Origin of the sequence: Paenibacillus periandrae (assembly GCF_022458865.1) — a bacterium.
Classification (GTDB): Bacteria; Bacillota; Bacilli; order Paenibacillales; family NBRC-103111; genus Paenibacillus_S; species Paenibacillus_S periandrae.
Window position 1 is genome coordinate 85,481 of the sequence record NZ_JAJNMU010000016.1, and the last position, 21,526, is coordinate 107,006.

The window sequence follows — 21,526 nt, forward strand, 5'->3', positions numbered from 1 at the left end:
CGAACATCACAACCCGGAATTATTCAGGCAAGCAGAATAAATGGCATAACTTCTTATATAGTCAACCAAAGGGGCAATTATGATGCACAAATGGGAAGGTCGTTCCATCCAAATTGATCCGGTTTTCCCTTACTATACAGGTCGTTCCGAACAAAGTATTGTCGATGAGCTGGAGCTAGCTGGATATCGCTCGGTCCATTATTTTGTAACGGATGAAAATAAGGTGAACGGCAAGCTGGTTGAGCTGCTTCGGGCACGGGGTATCATGGTTTGGGCTACGCTGCTTGGTAATGGAACCTATATTACGGATCACTTGCCGAAGGATTGGCCCGATTGGCAGATGACACTGCTTAAGCCGGTAAATGATGGATATTTTCGCCTCTCTCCCCACAGCTACCGTTATGTAGAGTGGAAAAAGCTGACGATGGCCGCTTTGGTGAAGGCCCATGAGTTTGATGGATTGGAGATAGCAGAGCCTTATTTCCCAGAGTGGAACGGGATTGCAAGCGGGGTGTATGGCGATGTCGGGCCTTATGCCAGAGCTGCGTTCAAGCAGCAATATGGCAGTGAAATTCCCGATTTTAAACAAAAAAGCTCACCCTTGTACTACAAAAGAAACACCTCGCTCTACAGAGACTGGATCGAATTTCGCGTAGCGACTGTCAATCGTTTTTTGAATGAATTAATTAATGGTCGAGGGGGCGTTCGTGAAGCTCGGCCAGAAATCCAAATCGCGACCTGGTCGCTTGGTGTCAATGCCGGGGCTGACTCTGTAGATAAGGTTAGGGAATTTCATGGACTTGATGCCGCTTCGATGATCTCTTATGTCAAGCCTGATATCCACGTCATTCAAACCCATTGGCCGGATTGGATGCGTTGGCGGCTGCCTGCTAACTACATTAAGTATTATGAGCCATTTGCTGCACGGATTCGAGCGGTACACCCTGATCTGCCTCTTAGTTTGCAGACGGATATCGGTTCGCTTCGCCCTATGCGGCGCAGCCGAGCCTGGCTGGAGAGCTTCTCGGCACATAGTCAGTCACTTGGCTACCGGACCTGGACTGCATACGAATATCACCTCGGAGCCTATATGTACGATGAAAAACCAAAGCTAATGGCAATTAAGCGTCAAGGCAGGGATAGACTGCTGCTGCAATTCCAAAAAAGAATCGATCCTGCTTCAGCTGCAATAAGCGATAACTATAAGGTGATTCAGGCAGGCATAAGATCCGATGTACAAATCGGGGTTATACAAGTTGATGGCTGCAATGTGCTGCTTCAGAGCGGGCAATTCCCCACAGAACCGTTCATACTTTCCGTATCAAAGCTTAAGGATACACCGAAGCTGTGGTTATTTCCAAGTAATCGGGCTAATGAAATGGCTAGCCCTTGCCAAGCCGAGGTTGAATCTTATCCATAAAAAGCCGCTCCATTTGCAGTCAAACAGCTGCGAACGGAGCGGCTTTTCAGTTTTCCAACATATGAATGAGACGGAATATGAACAGCTGTTATCTGGTTCTGCTTTTCCACTGATAATATAAAAAGCAGCCGATACAAAAGCCGCAGATTGCAATGGAGGCCGCGATCCCAACCATTGCCGCAAACAAATAACCCGCGATAGAAGACCAACTGAAGCAAAAGCAAATGACAGCAATCGATAACAACACAACCGCAATCGAGTTATTAAAGCGAAGCAGCTCTTGCGATTCAGTCTGTGCTCCTTGTATTTTGTTGGTCAAGAAGGGCTTGGCAATCTTAATAAAAAGGTTTGCACGCAGACCCAGCACCATCGGTATCACTTGAAGGGCCCATAAAATAATAATTAAAATTGGCTGCTGCAGCAAGATCGCCAGCAGCACGAACAGCACAATACCCACCTGGTTGGAACGTACGTATGGAATCGGTATTTCCTTCATAATTAACCGTCACCTCCGATTTGTCGTAATGGTTGGTTCTAATGCAAGCTGTCCGGTATTGGTGTCTGATAGATACAATCTGGCTTCCGTCTGATTGCCGTTCTCATCGATTCTGCGGATTGCAGCTGTATGGCCTCGCTCGATTAAAGAGCGGGCATCCGCTTCAGATAGCGAAGCACCTAAGCTGTCCTTCCAGAGTACAAAGCCGCAGCCGGCTTTGTATGCCGTGCATCCATAGCCGCGCTTGCCGGCGATGATCCGCCCCGCGCAGCCGCTGCGCGGGCAGGCCGCTATGCCGCCGCGGGCCGCGGCAGCATGCGCTGCGCTCGGCAAAGCGCTCCCGCTCGCCTCCGCACCGCCTTCGCCGCTTCGCGTGCGCGTCGTCCGCTTCGCGCCTCCAGCCACCCCCGCGCTGCCGCTCGCCTCCGCACCGCCGTCGCTGCTTCGCGTGCGCGTCGTCCGCTTCGCGCCTGCAGCCGCTCCCACGCTTCCGCTCGCCTCCGCACCGCCGTCGCCGCTTCGCGTGCGCGTCGTCCGCTTCGCGCCTGCGGCCGCTCCCACGCTGCCGCTCGCCTCCGCACCGCCGTCGCCGCTTCGCGTGCGCGTCGTCCGCTTCGCGCCTGCGGCCGCTCCTGCGCTGCCGCTCGCCTCCGCACCGCCGTCGCTGCTTCGCGTGCGCGTCGTCCGCTTCGCGCCTGCGCTCGCCGTACCAGCTGCGCTTTCGAAAGCTTGCTTGGCTGCTTTCGACTGCACCCGAACCTTCTCGATGATCAGGTTCGTGAACTTCTTCACGTTCGCCATAAAAGCTTCGTCAGACGCAACACCGCGGGCAATTTCGTTGAGCCTGCGTTCCCAATGACCCGTCATCTCCGGCGAAGTCAGCAGATCCACACCTGCGGATCGAATCAGCTCGACCGCTGTGCGTCCCTTTTGCGTGATGATGATTCGTTTGCCCTGCATCACGATGTAGTCTACCTGCTTCAACCGCTCAATAACAGAAGCACGCGTAGCAGGGGTTCCGAGGCCTGAATCCTTCATCGCATCCCGAAGCTCCTCATCCTCAATCTGCTTCCCTGCGCCTTCCATTGCCTTCAGCAGCGTTCCTTCTGTATACGCCTTAGGCGGCTGGGTTTCTTTTTCCTTAGCTGCAATTTTTGCGCATTTTACAGCTTCAGCTGCCTGCAAGCTGAACGGGGTTGTGATCTCTTCCTCCGGGACCTCATCCTCGTCCGTCTTATCTGCCTTGCCGCGAGACATCGGCTTACCCTTTTTTTGATCCGCATAAATGACCTTCCAGCCCAAGGAAAGCAGCTGCTTGATCGTGCTCTTAAACATTTCCCGCTCAACCTCGGTTAACACCGTGTGGATTTTGTACTCCGCGGGAGGGTAAAACTGTGCCAGAAATCTCCGTACAATCAAATCGTAAACCTGCTGCTCGTCATTGGATAACCCGCCAGCCTTTTTATGCGTTGGCATAATTGCATGGTGATCCTCCACCTTGGTCGGGTTGCATATGCTTTTGTTGTTTTTATGCACAAGACGCTTGTCTGCCTGTTCGGCAAGCTCGCCGTAAGAGGTCCCCTTCAGTTGGTCCAGCGCCTTATACATCTCGGGAATATTAGCTTCGGTCACATAGTTGGAATTTGTCCGCGGATAGCTGATCACCTTATGCTTCTCGTACAGCGCCTGCGCCGTATCAAGCGTCTTTTTGGCGGAAAAACCAAGCTTCGCATTCGCTTCCCGCTGCAGCAGCGTCAGGTCATACAGCTTAAACGGATACTCCTTCGTGTCCTTGACCTCATAGCTGGCGATAGTCCCCATTTTCCCTTTTACTTTTTCAACAATTGCATTGGCTTTCGCCGGATCGGTAATCCGTTCGCCCTGCCATAACGCCTTATACTCGGTTTCTTGTTGCTTGAACAGAGCCTCAACATCATAGAACTTATTCGAGCTGAACGCTTCGATCTCCTTTTGACGGTCATACAGGATAGCCAAAACCGGGGTCTGTACCCGCCCGACGGACAACAGCACCTGATGCTTGGTTGTAAAAGCCCTTGAGCCGTTCATGCCGATCAGCCAATCCGCTTCACTGCGAACCCGCGCTGCTTTGGTCAAATTCTCGTATTCAATACCCTCACGCAATTCGGCAAAGCCTTTACGAATCGTCTCTGGAGTCAAATCGGAAATCCATAGCCGCTTTACCGGCTGCTTTAGCTTCAAGTGCCGCTGAATCAACGAAAAAATATGCTGGCCCTCACGCCCTGCGTCACATGCGTTTACAAGCCTTTCGCTTCGCTTGGCAAGCTCCCCGATCTGCTTTAATTGATCCTTCGTCCTCGCATTCGGAATCAGCTTGAAATGGTCCGGAATAATCGGAAGATCATTAAAATTCCATTTTTTATACTTGTCATCATAAGCATCGGGTTCGGCAAGTCCTATCAAGTGCCCGATGGCCCATGTAATGATATACTGCTCACCTTCAATATAGGTCCTGAAGTTTTTTGCTTTTGGATCAATGGCTGCTGCAATATTGCGTCCCATATCGGGCTTTTCAGCTATAATTAGCGTTTTCAAATCTTCTCTCACTCCCAATGAACACAAACCCATTCTTCGCCCATCGTACCCGAAAAACAAACCTGTTGTAAACCTTCAACACACCCGGTTCGGTGTTTATCTAGCTTTATCTATGAGTTTACCATGTCTAATTCTCTGGTAGCAATGCTGCTTTATGCTCATGTGTCGTATTGCTGGCTGTTTGCTTGTTCCAAATTTGTAGCAGCATCTATATAGTTAAAACCTATAAAATATATGTACATTATATATTATACCAATACGCTTTTAAACGATATGATAATTACATTAATACCAGGAGGGATCATAATGGACAACAATACAGCTCATAATCGGGCGGAATTATCAGGAAAGCTGACCAACGTGTTAGATGCCAGATCGTTAACAAACTCTCACACAAGGCTTGCTGAGATACTCACTACAGGCATGAAGGTACTTGATGTTGGTTGTGGAACCGGGGCGATTACTCGCGGTATAGCAGAAGCAGTAGGATCAACTGGCTGTGTGATAGGCATGGATAGCAATCCAAACCTGATCGACAAAGCCCGTCACGCTCACGGGAATACACCGGGGATAGCTTTTGAAACAGGGGACATTTATAATATTACTTATGAAGGAGTGTTTGACATCGTCACCTCCGCTCGTGTTCTGGTATGGTTATCTGAACCGTTACAAGCATTAACCAGGATGAAATCGGCCGCAAAAATCGGTGGACGTGTTGTGATCGCAGATTATAATCACCAGAAAATAAGCTGGGAACCACAACCTCCCTCAAGCATGCTTACTTTCTATTCCGCATATTTGAAATGGCGTTCCGATGCCGGTATGGATAATGCGATTGCTGATCATCTTCCTCACCTATTTCATACAGCTGGCTTTGATAACATCATGGTAACTCCCCAACATGAAGTCACGAATCGAACAAACCCAGATTTCCTCTCTAGAATCGGAATATGGGCAGATACCGCTTCAAGCAGAGGCGTTCAAATGGAAAGAGACGGGTATATCACCAAACAAGAATATGTGACCGCGGAAAATGAATATCGGGAATGGATGCTTAAAGACGCCCGGTCCTTATCGATGTATATGCTAGCCGTTGAGGGTGTGAGACTGTCATAACCAACCCATTCAGCTGTTTACAATCATCAGTTACAAATCTATGATCTCTCATCTACCTCTAGCGAAATTAGGTGCTCTATCCATGAAAAAACAATGGGTGCTTGCTGTTGTTCTGTGTCTGGCGCTGTTAACCGTTATTCAACAGCTGACAACCGCAAATAAGCAGCTTCCCAAAAAAGGCTACACAGCCCCAGCCTTCACACTCACAGCTTTAAACGGTCAAACCTATTCCTTGGATTCGCTGCATGGCAAGCCTGTATTGATCAACTTTTGGGCCTCCTGGTGCGAGCCTTGTCAGGCGGAGGCGCCTGAGTTTTCCAGACTTTATGGGCAGTATAAGGATCAGATCGAGATTCTGGCTGTTAATGTCACATCCAAGGACCGAGTCGATGACGCACAGAACTTTGTCAGTAAATACCACATACCTTTCCCGGTTTTATTGGACGCCAAAGCAGCGGTTACCGAAACCTACAACATCGCTGCAATCCCTACTACATATTTTGTAGACAGGAACGGCATCATCGTTGACAGACTAGTCGGAACCACTGACCCTGCGCAGCTAGAGCTCAAATTCAAGCAGTTGCTTCGTTAACCGTATTCTCTCTCCCTCTCCGATCATTGTTCTCTTGGTTTCCTTGTACTTCAATGATCGGAGTAGTATTTTCACTTACATGCTCAAGCAAACTGCAATGATAATGCTAATGCACGATGTAAAGCTATGATTATTGTGAGTTTAGATATCGTGCTGCCTCTACCCGATAAGCACTTAATGCCGGCATGATCCCTGCCAGTATCCCTATGCAACCCACGATTCCTACGACACTCAGCAGCTCCCAGTTGTACATCGGAATAACCGTAATTGATATTTGCGAGCCGATATACATAGACAAAGCAACCGTTAGCAAATAACCACCTATAATACCCCCGATGCACCCCAGCGCGACAATCAGCACACATTCCAGCAAAACGATGGCCAGTACCGAACCTCGGCTCGCGCCGATAGCCCGCAATATCGATACGGTACGTCTTCTTTCCATGGTCGATCCATACAAAGCCAGTACAATGGTCAGTCCTGACATCCCAAGAACGACATAGCTGATATATTTCAATACCTGTTCACCGCTACCCATCATATCGAAGATTTTGGCAATAATCTGCCCCGGAAAAACAGCCTGCGCTCTGGCTCCCTGATTGATTTCCTGATACATTTTCATCAAATCCATATAGCTTTTGGGTTTGATCAGTGCAGCCGTGACACCCTGAGGTGCTTCCAGCTGATTGGTTGTCCAGGATAATGCTGCTTGCCCCGGTTTGCCCTGTGACGTTTTGGAAGCAGCAGAAGCTTTGGTCTCTTCGCCCGGACTGTGACTTGTCTCTGTCTCTTCATCATGACCATGCTGTCCGTGACTGACCCAGTAGCTATCCATCGTTACATAGATGCCTTTGTCGGATGGAGCTGATACTCCGTTTAATACACCAACGACCTTATAAGGGTTTTCCTTGTGCTCATCCTGCTCATTGGACATCGCTACGCCATGCCCGGAAACAAATGTATCGCCAATAGTCAGACCCGTTTCTGCGGCAACCTTGGAGCCAATAACAGCTTCAAAGGCTTTGTCAAAAATTCTCCCTGCTGCCAGATGAAAATAAGGTGGATCTGCCGGTTTACCTCTTAAAGCGAAAAATTCAGCGCTTGTGCCCACGATTCGAAAGCCTTTGTAATTATCCCCCAGCGCAAAAGGAACAGCCTGGTTTACTCTTGGATCTGCTTCTAGCGAGCGATAATAATCCAGGCTAATATTGGACAACGGATTATCCATCAGAAAAATCGTGTTGAACACGAGCTGATTGGCGCTGCCTTTGGAACCGACGATCATCCCGTAAGGCTCACTAGCTTTGACAATACCCTGCTTGATGCCGTCCGAGAGCATCATGATGCTCAATGCCATCGATACCCCGATGAGAATAACTATTACTGTTATCAAGGTCTGTACACGGCGGTTTATCAAATTACGCCAAGCCATTTGTAGTAAGGACATAGGTTACCCCACCCTCCCTGCTGCCGTTTGGGAAAGTTCACGTATATTTATGATTCGATCCATGGTTCCTGCCAGTTCAAGATCATGACTGCACAGCAGCAGTGCAGCACCATGACTACGACAAGCGTCATTCAGCAGAGCTGCTACTTGCTCTGCATTTGCATAATCAAGGCTTGCCGTTGGCTCATCAGCCAGTACAAGAGCCGGATTATTGACCAGCGCTCTGGCGATGGAAACGCGCTGCTGTTCACCGTTGCTTAATTGTCCCGATTTATAATGAAGCCGATGAGACAATCCGACTTGATCCAGCATATCGGCAGCACGTTCCTTATGCTGCTTGGGCGGGATGACTTGACCGAATCGCATTGCTGCCAGCACGTTCTCCATTGCTGTAAAACCCGGCAGCAGGTTAAAGCTTTGAAAAACATAACCGATATGCTTAGCCCGAAATCGATCCAATTCTGATTCGCTCAAGCTGTCCAACTGTTTTTCAAGGAGACGAATGGTACCGCTAGTCGGACGTAGAATACCGGCTATCATATGGAGCAGCGTGCTTTTGCCAGAGCCGCTCGGACCAACCAATGCTACTTTTTCTTGTGGTGACATTTGAAAGTGCGGAATATGCAGGATAGGAACGTGCTGCCTGCCTGGGATGATATAGCTTTTGTCCACATGTTCAAGCAGCAGCATTATTTCAACACCTCAACCTTATCAGCAATAATTCGAATCAGACTTACAAAACCTGTCGTCTCATCTGTTTGAGAGCCAATACTCAAAGTTCCTGTTACCTTGACCTGATGCTCAGTCGGAACAACCTCTTTTCCTTTCGGCATGGATACGACTACGATATCAATCGGCCAATCAGCGTCCGTTGAGCAGAAAGGACAAATCGACATGGCTACGCGGGTCAGCACAAAAAAATTGACCTTAGCGGTTAATGGGGGAGCCATAAATCCCGTCATTTCCACTTTTTTATTGGCAAGCTGAGTAAGCTTATCTGAGAACTTTACACCCCGAACGGTCATATCTGAATATAAATCCTTGAAGGTTAGTGTGGCTGCTTTGGTTGCATCCTTTATGATATTGGCAGCGGTCTTTTCTACTGCAGGAGTCTTCTCTGATGATATCGGTTGGGTTGGAACTGAAGCAGGCTGAGTTACAGGTTCTGAAGGAGCAGGTTGAGTCACGGGTTCGGCTGCTGGCTCAACTGTTGCTGCTGGTGCCGTCCTTGGCACGTCCTTTCCCGACTCAACAGATACAGCTGGCAGCTGCCCAGATGCCGTCTTAGGTTCAGGTGAAACTGACTTATTGACATCCGCCTCTGATGCAGCGGACTTATTTTCCTGTTTGGTTGTCGCCTCTGATTGCTTTAAATCCGCTTGATTGGATTCTGATTTATTCGCATCCGGTTGATTTGCTTCCATCGGGTTCGCTTGTGCAGCTGCCACAGGCTGGTTCACTTCAGCTTTTGCTGGTTGAGCATTATTGGTTTCCGTTGTATTCGAACTCTTACTCGTATCGCCTTGGTTAGAACTCGTCTGATTGGTTTTCCCTGCTCCTACGGCTGTCTGCTGAAAAGACAAATCAACCGCCCCCCCAACAGGTAGGGGAGCCGGTTGATTGCATCCGGAAACAAGAAGGGTCATACCCACTAGACAAGCACCCAAGGTGATCCTGCATTTACTGTCCAGTAACATGCAAATCCCCTCCAGATCAAGCTAAGTTTGTATTGGATTATTTACTTGCAAGTACTTCCAGAAAAGAGCTGGTCGATACGTAAGTCGTGCCATTATTAAATTTAAAGTCAAGCGCTACTTCTTTACCCGCCTTAGTCGCTTTGCCGGTAGCCAGGTTAAGGACCACACTGCTGCCATTGACCGTTACGGTAACTTCTCTGGTGGTAGCTTCATATTTAACCGTACCGCCAATTACATTAACAAAAGTAGAAAGCTGAACCCAGTTCTTACCATCAGATTTAGCATCTGTCAGATTAACACCTAATGCATTAGCCAGTCCGAAGAAAACTTCCGTATTATCCATGGTACCTTTGAAATAGCTGGAGCCTGGTCCATATGCCATTAAAGGAACATCGTCAGCGGTATGAACGCCTGTACTGTCTGTCGTTGGGTTAAGAATACCTTTACGCAAGAAACGATCACGATCCGGATCATCCGGGTTCGCTAATTTAGCCGGGTTGGCCACGTAGAGACCTTCTTTATTTTTCACAGCCGGTGAAGTTGGAATGGGATCGAATTTGTAATCTTCATAGTAGTCAGTACCCGATCCGAATACGACCCCCAGCTTACGATCAACATCCGGGCTATCCGGGAAGCCGTCCCCGTTAGAATCTACATAAGTTGGGAATTTGGCCTCTTCATACGTACGGAAGCCTTCTCTGCCCGATTTGCCGTCACCCTCCCAATACGTTCCGGCCAAGCTAACTGAGTGAGCATGGTCTGCTGTGACTACGATCATCGTGTCGCCATTCTTCTCGGCAAATCTCTTGGCAACTCCAAGAGCCTTATCCATCTCAATCGTGTCATAAGCAGCACGTTCCCAATCCATTGGATGAAGCTGCTTATCGATGCTAGCGCCTTCTACCATCAGGAAGAAGCCATTCTCGTTTTTACTTAGCACTTCAATCGCCTTTGACGTCATATCCCACAAATTCGGTTGATCTGTAAAGCTTTTTAATTCAGCCGTATTGTTCGTAGAACGGTCGTAATATACACTCATATCTGATGGATGGAACAAGCCAAGCAGCTTATCCGGTGCATTAGCAGCTTTTAGCTGAGTTGCGTTCTCAGCGATGGTGTAGCCTTTTTTCTGGAACATATCGAATAAATCCTGATCATCTTTACGTTTGGAGCCCGGTGTTGATTTAGGCAAGAAGTAAGCAGAGCCTCCACCCAAAATAACTTCCGGCTGCAGCTTGTACAGCATTTCAGCGATTTCCGGCTTGTCTGCACGACGGCGTGTATGGGAAACAACCGCAGCAGGTGTAGCATCTTCAATTTCGGAAGTCGATACCACGCCTATAGACATTTTCTTACTCCGCTTTAACATCTCAGCCAGCGTCTCTACCTTCGGATCATCCAGGGAGCTTTCTGTGTTATCCGGATAAATGCCAAGACCGTTTACAGCCGATTTATGACCTGTATTATAAGCACTTGCGCTGTTCGCAGAATCTGTAACAATAGAATCCATGCCTGAGGTGGTAACTACTGCACGCTGATCAAATTTATCCATTTCCAACAACCCGTTATATTTACCCTCAGTCATCCCTTTGGACATGACTCTTGAAATGGTAATATCTGGAAACGCCATTCCGTCACCGATGAACAAAATCACATTCTTTGCCTTTTGTCCGCCATTGTCAGCCAATACAACCTCATATTTAACGGTTTTAGATAATCCATCTGCTTTTACTGCCACTTCATATGTACCCGCTTCGCTAATCATCACATCACGAATCGTAAATTCCTGGCTCTTGCTTGTGTTCGTTTTTACAAAAGGCTTACCAAAAAACTGCTCGGCATCCTTACCGTTAACCGTGATGCTCACGGAACCCGGCATCGTCGTCAAATTGTTCAGTTCGACGCGGAAATCAAATTTGGCGCCGGCAATAAATTTCGCGCGATCAATTGGAGCGATGTACACGGATGGTGCCGCCGCTTGCTCAGCCGCCTGTACAGTTGAAACGCCAACCGGAAGCAGCTCGGGACTGTTAACCAGTAATCCTCCCGTCAGTGCAATACTTGTAATCAGTTTTAAAGTCTTGGTTTTCATTCTGACTCAACACCTCCAACAGTTTTGGCCAAACATATGTATGAAATGGACATATGTTCAATTGTAACTATCAAAGATTTATCGGAATGCCTGCTTACATTATCACTATGTAAAATTTAATCGAGAGTATCAACTGAATGTAAAATGCAGCTGTAAACAGATTCCAGAGCCTCCTGCTTGTAGCTGGCAAAAGTTAAGTATGATACGCTCCGCTTGGCTCATTCAGTACCCATTCCAGCATCATAATCATGGACTCCAACTGCTCAGCCTTTGAACGAAGCCTATCGATTTTCCCCTCGCTCTCTGGATTGCTCTGCTGTAGATTCGCCAGATCAGCCTCTGCCGACTTCAGCTGAACAACCAGCTCATTGCGTTTTCTTTTAATTTGATCCTCGGTTCTCATATGATCCCAACCTCCAATTAGTTAAGCAGATGGTTAACATCATAACGAAAAAACTATCGTTCGTAAAACTTTCATACGATTTCATTGTGATAGGTCCATTTCCGGGTAAACAAAGGTATAGCCCAGATATAGGTGGGAAATAATAACACCTTTCCATACGCTATATGATTACCTAGTACCCGGACTTGCCATTCGTGATAAGAAAAGCTTCTGATCGAAGCCTATTCGGTGAAGATACATCCGTGTTTTACATGTAGCTTTTCTGGCAATATCAGAATATTCAGCTCCGCTGAAAACTTAGAAATTCTGATATTATAAAAAAGAGGAGGAATCAAGCTTGTGAGTATCTTATTAACCCCGGAGCTGCTTAGAAATCCATATCCCATGTATGATCAAATGCGCTCAGGACAGCCCGTTGCTTATATGGAAGCTATGAAGTTCTGGTCCGTGTTCGGCTATGAGGATGTACGGACCGTGCTTTCCGATCAAGCCCGCTTCTCTTCCGGCCACGGCAATGGAGAAAGTCCTGAACCTGCCGGTTATCGTCATAGCCGAGCTGCTGGGAATACCAAGCGAGGATCGCGACCGGTTCAAGCATTGGTCCGACGAGGTCGTAGCCTCAGCAAATGCCGTAGTTGGAGAAGTTAATGCCGAGTCCCAGCAAGCACTCATGGAAATGCACGCTTATTTCCGCGAGATCATAGCCAAACGCCGCATTCATCCTCAGGATGATCTGGTTAGCGCATTACTGCTGGCTGAGGAGGAGCAGCAGCAGCTGTCCGAGCATGACATCTTAGCTTTTTGTTCGCTGCTGCTTGTCGCAGGCAATGAAACAACTACCAATTTGATCGGCAATGCCGTTCTTACCTTGTTGGAGCATCCTGAGCAATGGGATCAGCTTCGCAATGACCCGCAGCTTCTTCCGTCTGCGATTGAAGAGGTGCTTCGTTATCGCTCCCCTGTTCAAGCGATGTTTCGTACGGCCAAGGAGGAATTAGAGATTGGTGGACAAACGATTGCAGCAGGCAGCCGGGTCGTTGCCTGGATTGGATCGGCAAACCGTGACGAACAAAAATTTATGAATGCCCATACGTTCGACATCACACGAAATCCGAATCCGCATATTGCGTTTGGCCATGGCATCCACTTCTGTCTCGGCGCACCGCTTGCACGTCTGGAAGCCCGGGTTGCAATTAGAGTCATTCTGGATCGACTTCCGAACCTGCAGCGGATCAATCAGGATTTGCTTCGGCCGGCACGCGGATTTATCGTTCATGGAGTAGAAAGCTTGCCTTTGAGGTTCCATTATTAAGGCTGCGGCTCATGCAAAGGCTTCGTGTTCGTTGGCAAGCCGACGGCGCGAGGCTTTTTGGGATGATTCCGCTCTCTGGATAATCGCAGGGATTATACATTTTATACAATGATTGCAATATAGCTGTAAATTGTGATATGATATCCGTCCTGTCTAACACAATATGAACGGAATGAGCGGAGGTTATCACTTGGAAATCAGCATGCAAAACGCATATGACGAGGAAATGAAACGGTTGGCGGACACGTTCGCGGAAATTGACCGACAGCTGCAGGAACTGGCCAGTATTCCGCCCTACACCGGCCATGATCACACCGAACAGGTGCTGGATTCGATACGTGATTCAAGGCGGCGTAATCTGGCTGTTGCTCAGAGCGAGCCTTATTTTGGCAGGCTTGATTTTCAGGAAAGCGGTCACAAGGAGCCTATCCCTCTTTATATTGGCAAGGTTGGCGTTGAGAAGGATTTGACGCTGGAGCTGATGGTCGTCGATTGGCGTGCACCGGTTGCATCCCTTTTCTATTCGTACACAGGAGGATTGGATGCTACTCAATACGATTCCCCTGATGGACTAGTGGAAGGCCTTGTGTTTTTAAAACGAAATCTTGTCATTCGCAAACAAATTCTCCAGCGGGTAGTCGATACATTCGATCGAAACGGCGACAACATGGCAGTAACTGATGAATTCCTGCTCTACCGATTGGGAGAAAACAAGGATAATAAGCTGCGCGACATCGTTTCCACGATTCAGTCCGAGCAGGATTCGATTATCCGTGCTGTCAAGAACAGCGCTTTGCTCATACAGGGTGTCGCTGGAAGCGGTAAAACAACGGTGGCTTTGCATCGACTCGCCTATCTGCTGTATCAATACCGCGATCAGGTTCGTGCTGAACGCATGATCATTTTCGCCCCTAACCGCATGTTTCTCGATTATATTTCAGGCGTGCTTCCAGAGCTTGGTGTCGGCGATATTCAGCAAACTACATTTAGTGACTGGGCGCTGGAGCTATTGGAGCATGAGGTGAAGCTGATCGATACCTCGGAACAATTGCGCTACTGGTTTCAAACCGGACCAGGCCGTCCTGTAATGAACGACGCTGCTCCGGGCCGCTGGAAGGGCTCTATTAGGTTCATGCAATGGCTGGAGCAGGCACTGGAGCAATTCGAAGCGTCTGCAGCGCCTCATGCAGATTACAGCCCATGGGACGGTGTCAAGCTGAGCAAGCAGACGATGCGTCAATGGTATGAGGTAGAATACAAGCATGATCCTTTAATGAAACGGCGCGAGCGTGTGATGGCGCGCGTTAAACGGTGGCAGGAAATGGAGCTTGAGAAGGTATGGGAGGTTCATCTGAAAAAGGACTATAAGAAAAAGGCTTCCAGTCGGCTGCGCGACTATGCCAAGCATTGGACGGCCTATACCCCCTTTACGTTCTATAAAGAGCTGTTCCAAACCACGGGTAAGCCAGCTTATTTGTCCGTCGAGCTTTACAATGAAATACCTAAGGAATTGCTGGCCTCTACAGAAGCGCACCTTAAGAAAAAGCGTGTTCAGCCCGAGGATTTGGCTGCCCTACTCTTCATTCGCAGCAAATTTCAAGGTATCCATGGAGATCTGACCTTTGACCACACGGTCATTGATGAAGCCCAGGATTTTTCACCCTTTCAGGTAGCTTTGTTAAATCTGCATACCCGCAACCAATCGTTTACGATTTTGGGAGACCTGTCCCAAGGGATTCATGCCTATCAAGGAATTCGTAAATGGGATGAGTTTACGGCGCTTTTTGAAGAAGGTAAAACGGCTTATTTTCAATTGGATCGCAGCTATCGCTCTACGATGGAAATCATATATTTTGCCAATGAGGTATTAAAGCTTGGTCTGGAGCAGCCTGCAGCGTTAGCCATTCCCGTGTTCCGCAGCGGGGACCCGGTCCAAATTGTTCAGGTGGATGAAGCCAAGCTGACGGCCTCCATCATCACTGCTGTCCAGAAGTTGCAAACCGGAGAAATTTCAACGGTAGCGATTCTTGTGCGTACCGAGGCACGCAGCGAAGCGCTTCATAAGAAGCTTAATGCGGCGGGTTTGTCAGTCAATCTAATCGCGGCAGGTCAACAGCATTATGAAGGTGGTATTTCCATCGTTCCGACCTTTATGGCTAAAGGACTCGAATTCGATGCCGTATTGATCATTGATGTAGATGATGTTCATTATCCTGCTACCGAGCAGGATGCCAAGCTGCTGTATGTGGGCTGCACCCGCGCTTTGCATTCACTGCAGATTTGGTATGATGGGACGGCTTCACCCTTAGTTGATCCGATACAAGGTGATTTTGTAATAAGATAAGCCCATTTCACCAGTACTAAATCTTATGGTGATTGCTTGTCTAAACCCATACCTTGGTGCGTTGGCGAGGACATGGGTATGGGGCTGCAGCCGTTGTTGAAGTCGTGTTCCATTAATTAGACTCGGAGGTGGGAACACGACTTCAAAGACGGCCCGTAAACTTTCCACCCCACACCCATGTCCTCTATTCATCCTTTTTTGCTGGCTGTCACTTCATACATAAACCTAAAAGTCGATCTGCCTTACGATCTTTAATAAACGAGAACCCCTTTGTAGTAGTTCAGCTGTGAACCCAGCCTAACTACATCCCGCAGGAGTCATCAACACCTGAATACGTGTAAAAGCCCGTCCCAAGCAGCTTGACTGCAAGGACGGGCTTTTTGTATGGATTGGCTGTAATATCTGCCTATGACGGTTATACTTTACCTACGCCTTGCAGTTCCTGAACAACATACGCTTCGCCGCCGGTTAATGCACCCACGAGATTTTTAGCGGCCAGCATGGCCATATCATATCGCGTTTTATCAGTGGCAGAGCCAATATGCGGCAAGGTAACGACGTTCGGCATTTTGAGCAGCGGATTGTCGATCGGAGTTGGCTCCACTTCGAACACATCAAGGCCCGCGCCACGAATCGTTCCGTTGTTCAAAGCTTCGATCAACGCCTGCTCATCTATCGTTGCACCACGCGATGCATTAATGAAGAACGCTGTTGGCTTCATTAGACTAAATTGCTCTTTACCGATCATACGCTCCGTCTCTGGTGTCAATGGAGTAATAATGACGACATAATCCGACTCGACCAACAGCTCATTCAAGGAGCAGTAGCGAGCACCATACTTGTCCTCAACTTCCTGCTTGCGGCTGCGGCTATAATACAGCAGATTCATATCAAAGCCGTGCACAGCCCGCTTAGCAATCGCCTCACCGATCCGTCCCATGCCTATAATCCCAACAGTAGCATGATGAACGTCCATTCCAAACAGCTCGGTGCCTTTTACAGCGCCTTTTTGCCATTTACCAGCCTTTACAAAAGCATCAAGCTCTGCAATTCTTCTGCCTGCACTCAGCATGAGCGCAAACACAAGATCCGCAACCGTTCCGTCCAGAACGTATGGAGTGTGCGTGCCAAGTACGCCTCTTGCCTTCATAGCCTCCAGATCAAAATGATTGTAACCAACCGAAGACGAGCTGACTACGCGCAGCTTGGGAGCACGATCCAGCAGATCGGTATCAACAGCCCCTCCAGAGAGGAATACGCCTTCTGCATCCGTAATCTTTTCCAGCATTTCAGCACGAGGCATCGTGCCTTCCTTGTCCCAGTAAGTACAGTCACAATGCTCGTTCAAATAATGTTGAACCGCTTCCGGCACTTTTTGCGTGATAAGAACCTTTGGTTTTGCTGACATTTTCTTTCCTCCAGATATTGGTTTTATGGTATCCAGTTACTTAAGCTATACGGTTTCGGCATGAACAGATTGCTGAGCGGGACTTAGTACTTCGTTCAAGCTTCCTGAGCGGTAGCCCTTTAAATCCATCGTCACGTAAGCGTAGCCGATTTCTTTCAGCTTGGCATGTACGGTTTCAGCTACAGCCAGCACCTCGGGCAGATCTGCGGCAGGCACTTCGATACGAGCGAGATTTTCATGCTGTCTGACCCGCACTTGACGGAATCCGAGTTGAATCAGGAAATCCTCTGCCTGATCGATCATCGACAGCTTTAAAGCTGTAATCGCTTCCCCGTATGGTATTCTTGAAGACAGGCAAGCAAATGAAGGCTTATCCCATGTACGCAGCCCAAACTGACGGGAAAGATGGCGGATTTCCGATTTTTTAATACCCGCTTCCAGCAGCGGCGCTCGCACCCCTTGGTCATGAGCAGCTTGAAGTCCAGGGCGGTGTTCACCCAAATCATCGGCAATTGCACCAAATATAACGTGATGATAGCCTTTTTTCTCTGCAATCGGAATCAAATGCTCGAATAATGAATTTTTGCAAAAATAACAACGGTTCGTCGGATTCTCGGCATATCCAGGAATATCCAACTCACTTGTATGAATAACCTCATGCGGCGCATTAAGCTCCTTGGCCAGCAGAATGGCCTCTTCCTTCTCCCGAACGGGATACGTTTCGGAATCTGCAGTTATCGCCAAAACACGCTCAGGACCTAAAAACTCCAAAGCTGCTTTTAATAGAAAAGCACTATCCACGCCGCCGGAAAAAGCGACGACGACCCGATCCATCTCACGTAAAATGCGACCCAGCTCTTCATATTTCTGTTCGATCGTTTGCATGGAAATCCCTCCTTAGAGTTTTGCTTGTGCAAAACTATCTTCGTAAGCATTTGCTTCAGAGTTTTGCTAATGCAAAACTTTCTTCGTAAGCATTTGCTTTAGAGTTTTGCTTTCGCAAAACTATCTTCGTAAGCATTACAACGTATTTCAGCTTCCGGAACTCCGGTCAGCCTGGCCATTAGGGTATTGCTGTATAAGTAAAACGGGACTTTTGGAATCCCGCTTTATTATAGTCCTTTTTACACTCAAGAAAAAGAGCAAATTTTCAAGGCTGCACATAAAAAGGCGACAGAAGTTCCCCCCCTTCGTTTAACAAACGTTCGAATTCCATTGCAGGAAGCGGTTTACTAAAATGATATCCCTGTGCATGACGGCAGTCCTGAAGCAGTAAAAATTGCAAATCCTGAGCCGTTTCCACTCCTTCTGCGACAACCTCCAGCCTGAGATGGTTAGCCATCGCTATAATCGTACTTACAATTGCCGCGCTATCGGCATCATGATTAATATCGCGAATAAACGATTGATCGATTTTCAGCTTATGTAAGGGAAGTCTGCGTAAATATTGAAGTGAGCTGTAGCCAGTTCCAAAATCGTCCATCGAAATCCGGATACCCAAGTCCTTCAGTTCATTTAATTTGCGAATCACGCGCTCAACATTGTCCATCGCCATGCTCTCTGTGATTTCCAATTCCAAAAACCTGGATTCCAGCTCAGTTTCGCGTAAAATCCGCATAATGTCACCGATCAGATTATGCTTCTGAAATTGACGAAGCGATAGGTTCACCGAAATCGATAAATGCAGAAATCCTGCCAAATGCCACTGTTTAATTTGCTGGCAAGCGGTGCGAAGCACCCATTCACCAATCGGTACGATTAAGCCAGTTTCCTCGGCAAGCGGGATGAATTGCGCAGGAGAAACCATGCCATGCTTAGGATGATGCCAGCGGATCAGCGCTTCTGCGCCTATCAGCTCATTATGCTGTATATCGTACTGTGGTTGATAATATAACTCAAACTCTCCACGCTCCAGCGCCTTGCGCAAATCATGCTCCAGCTCTAGGCGAAGCCGTACATTTGCTCCAAAATCCCCTTGCTGAATACGGTACACACCTTCGCCGTATTCCTTCTCCATGGCTTGAACATTGGCCGCATGCAGCAGAAGCGCATTCATGTCTGTTCCGTCTTGCGGGTAGAAAGCCAATCCGATACTCCCAACAATTACAAGCTCCCGATCCCGCACCAAAAAAGGAACCATCAGTTGTTCATGAATCGACCGGGCTTTTTCCACAATTTCTGAGGCATCCTCGAATCGGGAGAACAAAACGGCAAATTCATGGTTACCTAATCGGCTCACAGTACAATCGAACCCCACGAGAAGCTGCAGCCGTTCACCAACCTGCTTAAGCAGCAGATCTGCCAGATTGGGACCAAGCAAATCATTTACGTTTTGAAACCTTTCCAAATCCAGCAGCAAAATTGCAAACTGATCATCCTCAGAATTGCCCAGTGAGGCAGAGATCATTTGTGTCAACTGGATTTGAAACATGGTACGGTTGGGAAGTCCTGTCAATGTATCATGATAAGCCATATGCTCGATGAGCTGCAGTGCCCTCTTTTGGTCTGTTACATCCTTGAGAATCACATATATAAATAATTGTCCATCACTGTTCACTGGGATTAAGCGCAACTGTAGCTCCGTAACCTGCCCGCCCCGTTCAGGAAATTCAATCTCCAGGTTGCTTGCCAAGCCTCGCAATGCACCTTGAAAATGTGTAGCAAACGTATGTCCATTCTCCTTATCCAGCAGAGATTCAAAAGAACAACCTAACCATTCCTTAGAGTTCAATCCCGGCAATCTGCTGCACTCCGCATTTAATTGTATAATTTTACCATTAGGGCCCAATAGAACAATTGCATCGCCGCTAAGCGCGAATAAGGGCTGCTGCGTAAGTGGCAGCGATGATTCTAAATAATCCATGATTGCCTTCTCCCCAGTCTGCTGTATGAGCAGATTCCGCTAAAATACCCTCTCATTATTAGACAACAATGAGCTTCCCTGTGGAAGTAAGTCATGCGAGCCCTCTCAAAACTTAAAGTTTAGCTTTTCAGCGTCAATTATATCATAAATGAAGGAAATTGATGACGAAATTAATCGAATCCTGTAGAAAAAAGCATTATGCGTTATACACACAATCCTTCGTTATCCAAATATGTAGAAGTTATTACAGCAGCTTCTCAATAGCGTCCGTTAATTCAGCTTCCTCAGGTGCAGCACGGCTCGAGAACACGCTCACTAATAGAATTCCTGTCGTGATTCGTATATCTAAAATTATTTTGATACAATTAAAGCTGGACTTGGGCAAGCTATGACATATTTGCAGGGGAGGTACCCGTTCGCTAACGATTAGGGTCGTTGAACAAGCGGACGGACATTCAAATGAATGAAATTCAAAGAATTCAACATCAGCTGGAGCAGGCTATCAGTCTGCTGGAAAGCCGCTTTCTGGAGCGTGAAGAGCTGATTCGTTTACTTGTACTCGGCTTGATGGGCAATGAGAATGTACTGCTGATCGGCCCTCCCGGCACAGCCAAATCGCAGCTTGCAAGAGCGATCTCACAGCTGTTCGGCAGCGGAGAATGGTTTGAATACCTGTTAACCCGCTTCACAACACCCGATGAGCTATTTGGTCCAGTCTCGCTGCAGAAGCTGAAGCTTGATCAATATATTCGGCAAACCGAAGGGTATTTGCCTGCTGCTGACTTCGCTTTTCTCGATGAAATATTCAAAGCTAACAGTGCTATCCTCAACGCCTTGCTATCCATATTAAATGAACGAATCTTTTTTAATGGACGTGACAAAGAAGAGTCTCCGCTTCTCTTTCTAATGGCGGCCTCCAACGAACTGCCGGAAGAAAATGAGCAATTGGCCGCTTTATATGACCGTTTTCTGATTCGCTACGGGGTTGGCTTCCTGAAGCATATGTCGAGCTACGAGCAGATGTTTCAGCTTCCAACCGACTCGCTTCCTTCCCTCTTGACAGTTAAGGATGTGGAAACTGTCAGGAAGACGTCTGAACAGGTCATCATACCGGAATCGCTTATCTATATGCTATACCAGTTGAAAACGGCTATGGAAGCTAAAGAGTTCACCTTATCAGACCGCCGCTGGCGCAAGATCGGGCAATTGTGGAAAACGTCAGCGGCTTTGAACGGGCGTGATGTAGTCAATGTCTGGGACACCGTGTATACACCTAACATGCTGTGGGATTTTCCGGAGGATGTGACGGTAGTGCAGGAATTGTTTCAGACCGCTTTTCAGGAAGCTCTTAAACAGCAGTCTGAGCGGGATCTGCCCCTTTACGACTATGATCAGACCGCAAAACGATGGCTCGATATGGAGGATGAGCTACATGCCTTCCAGTTCAAGAAGGAAGTCGGCGGAGCACTCGGAAAAGAAGCTCAGGAGCAGTTAAAGGATCGGCTTGAGCAATGCAGGCAGGAGCTCGAAGAGACAGCCCGACAGCTGCGCGGTAAATTGGTGCAGTGGCAGCAGCGGGAGAAGGATTGGCCCGGCTATATCCGCAACCAAAACTTTTTGCTGATCCATACGGATCGTTACGCTGTTAAGTACACGCATTTGCGGATTCAAGGAGAACGGATCCTGCAGACACTGCAAGGCTTGTACCGCACCTTGTTTGATCGTGAAATCCCCGGAGTCCAATACGACTACACACTTTAGC

The 21,526-nt window shown here is 47.9% G+C and carries 16 protein-coding genes; 6 read left to right on the plus strand and 10 right to left on the minus strand.

The features are described from left to right. Positions 1–79: 79 nt before the first annotated feature. The gene (locus LRL21_RS25690) at positions 80–1,420 is read left to right on the plus strand and encodes an N-acyl-D-glucosamine 2-epimerase (RefSeq protein ID WP_240418630.1); all 1,341 of its coding nucleotides are present in this window, start codon (positions 80–82) and stop codon (positions 1,418–1,420) included. An 88-nt stretch (positions 1,421–1,508) separates the two neighbouring features. Here the strand turns inward: LRL21_RS25690 and LRL21_RS25695 are convergent, their stop codons facing one another. Both LRL21_RS25695 and LRL21_RS25700 read right to left on the minus strand, forming a co-directional pair. Continuing rightward, a complete protein-coding gene (locus tag LRL21_RS25695) occupies positions 1,509–1,916 on the minus strand; it encodes a DUF4395 domain-containing protein (protein ID WP_240418631.1) in 408 nt (135 codons plus the stop codon). A 9-nt stretch (positions 1,917–1,925) separates the two neighbouring features. Further along, positions 1,926–4,490, minus strand: a complete 2,565-nt coding sequence (locus tag LRL21_RS25700; RefSeq protein ID WP_240418632.1) for a type IA DNA topoisomerase — start codon at positions 4,488–4,490, stop codon at positions 1,926–1,928. Positions 4,491–4,796: 306 nt separating this feature from the next. On the opposite strand from LRL21_RS25700, the gene LRL21_RS25705 reads away from it, so the two are divergent. Then, positions 4,797–5,606 (plus strand): methyltransferase domain-containing protein, encoded by an 810-nt coding sequence (locus LRL21_RS25705; protein ID WP_240418633.1) that lies wholly within the window; start codon positions 4,797–4,799, stop codon positions 5,604–5,606. Between the two features lie 82 nt (positions 5,607–5,688). Next, positions 5,689–6,198: a TlpA family protein disulfide reductase gene (locus tag LRL21_RS25710; protein ID WP_240418634.1), complete on the plus strand. Its 510-nt coding sequence runs from the start codon at positions 5,689–5,691 to the stop codon at positions 6,196–6,198. Between the two features lie 130 nt (positions 6,199–6,328). Here LRL21_RS25710 and LRL21_RS25715 read toward each other — a convergent pair whose 3' ends face one another. From LRL21_RS25715 to LRL21_RS25735, 5 genes are all read right to left on the minus strand, one after another. Beyond that, positions 6,329–7,645, minus strand: coding sequence for an ABC transporter permease (locus LRL21_RS25715; RefSeq protein ID WP_240418635.1), 1,317 nt, complete (start codon positions 7,643–7,645; stop codon positions 6,329–6,331). Positions 7,646–7,648: 3 nt separating this feature from the next. Then, on the minus strand, positions 7,649–8,335 hold the full coding sequence (locus LRL21_RS25720) for an ABC transporter ATP-binding protein (protein ID WP_240418636.1): 687 nt from the start codon (positions 8,333–8,335) through the stop codon (positions 7,649–7,651). Further along, entirely contained in the window at positions 8,335–9,342 is a 1,008-nt protein-coding gene (locus tag LRL21_RS25725; RefSeq protein ID WP_240418637.1) for a hypothetical protein, read from the minus strand. The genes LRL21_RS25720 and LRL21_RS25725 overlap by 1 nt, the downstream gene beginning before the upstream one ends. Before the next feature lie 37 nt (positions 9,343–9,379). Next, entirely contained in the window at positions 9,380–11,434 is a 2,055-nt protein-coding gene (locus LRL21_RS25730; protein ID WP_240418638.1) for an alkaline phosphatase, read from the minus strand. 193 nt (positions 11,435–11,627) lie between these two features. Beyond that, positions 11,628–11,837: a hypothetical protein gene (locus tag LRL21_RS25735; protein ID WP_240418639.1), complete on the minus strand. Its 210-nt coding sequence runs from the start codon at positions 11,835–11,837 to the stop codon at positions 11,628–11,630. A 463-nt stretch (positions 11,838–12,300) separates the two neighbouring features. On the opposite strand from LRL21_RS25735, the gene LRL21_RS25740 reads away from it, so the two are divergent. Further along, entirely contained in the window at positions 12,301–13,149 is an 849-nt protein-coding gene (locus tag LRL21_RS25740; RefSeq protein WP_240418640.1) for a cytochrome P450, read from the plus strand. A gap of 190 nt (positions 13,150–13,339) precedes the next feature. Beyond that, on the plus strand, positions 13,340–15,493 hold the full coding sequence (locus LRL21_RS25745; protein ID WP_240418641.1) for a HelD family protein: 2,154 nt from the start codon (positions 13,340–13,342) through the stop codon (positions 15,491–15,493). 415 nt (positions 15,494–15,908) lie between these two features. On the opposite strand, the gene LRL21_RS25750 is transcribed toward LRL21_RS25745, so the two are convergent. From LRL21_RS25750 to LRL21_RS25760, 3 genes are all read right to left on the minus strand, one after another. Continuing rightward, positions 15,909–16,901 carry a 2-hydroxyacid dehydrogenase gene (locus LRL21_RS25750; protein ID WP_240418642.1) on the minus strand — a complete coding sequence of 331 codons (993 nt, stop codon included), beginning with the start codon at positions 16,899–16,901 and terminating at the stop codon, positions 15,909–15,911. A 45-nt stretch (positions 16,902–16,946) separates the two neighbouring features. Continuing rightward, complete coding sequence (gene larE / locus LRL21_RS25755; RefSeq protein ID WP_240418643.1) at positions 16,947–17,786, minus strand: ATP-dependent sacrificial sulfur transferase LarE; 840 nt, start codon at positions 17,784–17,786, stop codon at positions 16,947–16,949. A 265-nt stretch (positions 17,787–18,051) separates the two neighbouring features. Then, complete coding sequence (locus tag LRL21_RS25760) at positions 18,052–19,764, minus strand: putative bifunctional diguanylate cyclase/phosphodiesterase (protein ID WP_240418644.1); 1,713 nt, start codon at positions 19,762–19,764, stop codon at positions 18,052–18,054. Between the two features lie 459 nt (positions 19,765–20,223). On the opposite strand from LRL21_RS25760, the gene LRL21_RS25765 reads away from it, so the two are divergent. Then, entirely contained in the window at positions 20,224–21,525 is a 1,302-nt protein-coding gene (locus tag LRL21_RS25765) for an AAA family ATPase (RefSeq protein ID WP_240418762.1), read from the plus strand. The last annotated feature ends 1 nt before the right edge of the window (position 21,526 follow it).

Excerpts from the sequence above, each read along its gene's own strand:
- LRL21_RS25750 (WP_240418642.1), bottom strand. The coding sequence starts at position 16,901 with ATGTCAGCAAAACCAAAGGTTCTTATCACGCAAAAAGTGCCGGAAGCG.
- LRL21_RS25735 (WP_240418639.1), bottom strand. The coding sequence starts at position 11,837 with ATGAGAACCGAGGATCAAATTAAAAGAAAACGCAATGAGCTGGTTGTT.
- LRL21_RS25690 (WP_240418630.1), top strand. The coding sequence starts at position 80 with ATGATGCACAAATGGGAAGGTCGTTCCATCCAAATTGATCCGGTTTTC.
- LRL21_RS25765 (WP_240418762.1), top strand. The coding sequence starts at position 20,224 with ATGAATGAAATTCAAAGAATTCAACATCAGCTGGAGCAGGCTATCAGT.
- LRL21_RS25705 (WP_240418633.1), top strand. The coding sequence starts at position 4,797 with ATGGACAACAATACAGCTCATAATCGGGCGGAATTATCAGGAAAGCTG.
- LRL21_RS25710 (WP_240418634.1), top strand. The coding sequence starts at position 5,689 with ATGAAAAAACAATGGGTGCTTGCTGTTGTTCTGTGTCTGGCGCTGTTA.
- LRL21_RS25760 (WP_240418644.1), bottom strand. The coding sequence starts at position 19,764 with ATGGATTATTTAGAATCATCGCTGCCACTTACGCAGCAGCCCTTATTC.
- larE (WP_240418643.1), bottom strand. The coding sequence starts at position 17,786 with ATGCAAACGATCGAACAGAAATATGAAGAGCTGGGTCGCATTTTACGT.
- LRL21_RS25730 (WP_240418638.1), bottom strand. The coding sequence starts at position 11,434 with ATGAAAACCAAGACTTTAAAACTGATTACAAGTATTGCACTGACGGGA.
- LRL21_RS25695 (WP_240418631.1), bottom strand. The coding sequence starts at position 1,916 with ATGAAGGAAATACCGATTCCATACGTACGTTCCAACCAGGTGGGTATT.
- LRL21_RS25715 (WP_240418635.1), bottom strand. The coding sequence starts at position 7,645 with ATGTCCTTACTACAAATGGCTTGGCGTAATTTGATAAACCGCCGTGTA.
- LRL21_RS25720 (WP_240418636.1), bottom strand. The coding sequence starts at position 8,335 with ATGCTGCTGCTTGAACATGTGGACAAAAGCTATATCATCCCAGGCAGG.
- LRL21_RS25725 (WP_240418637.1), bottom strand. The coding sequence starts at position 9,342 with ATGTTACTGGACAGTAAATGCAGGATCACCTTGGGTGCTTGTCTAGTG.
- LRL21_RS25740 (WP_240418640.1), top strand. The coding sequence starts at position 12,301 with ATGTACGGACCGTGCTTTCCGATCAAGCCCGCTTCTCTTCCGGCCACG.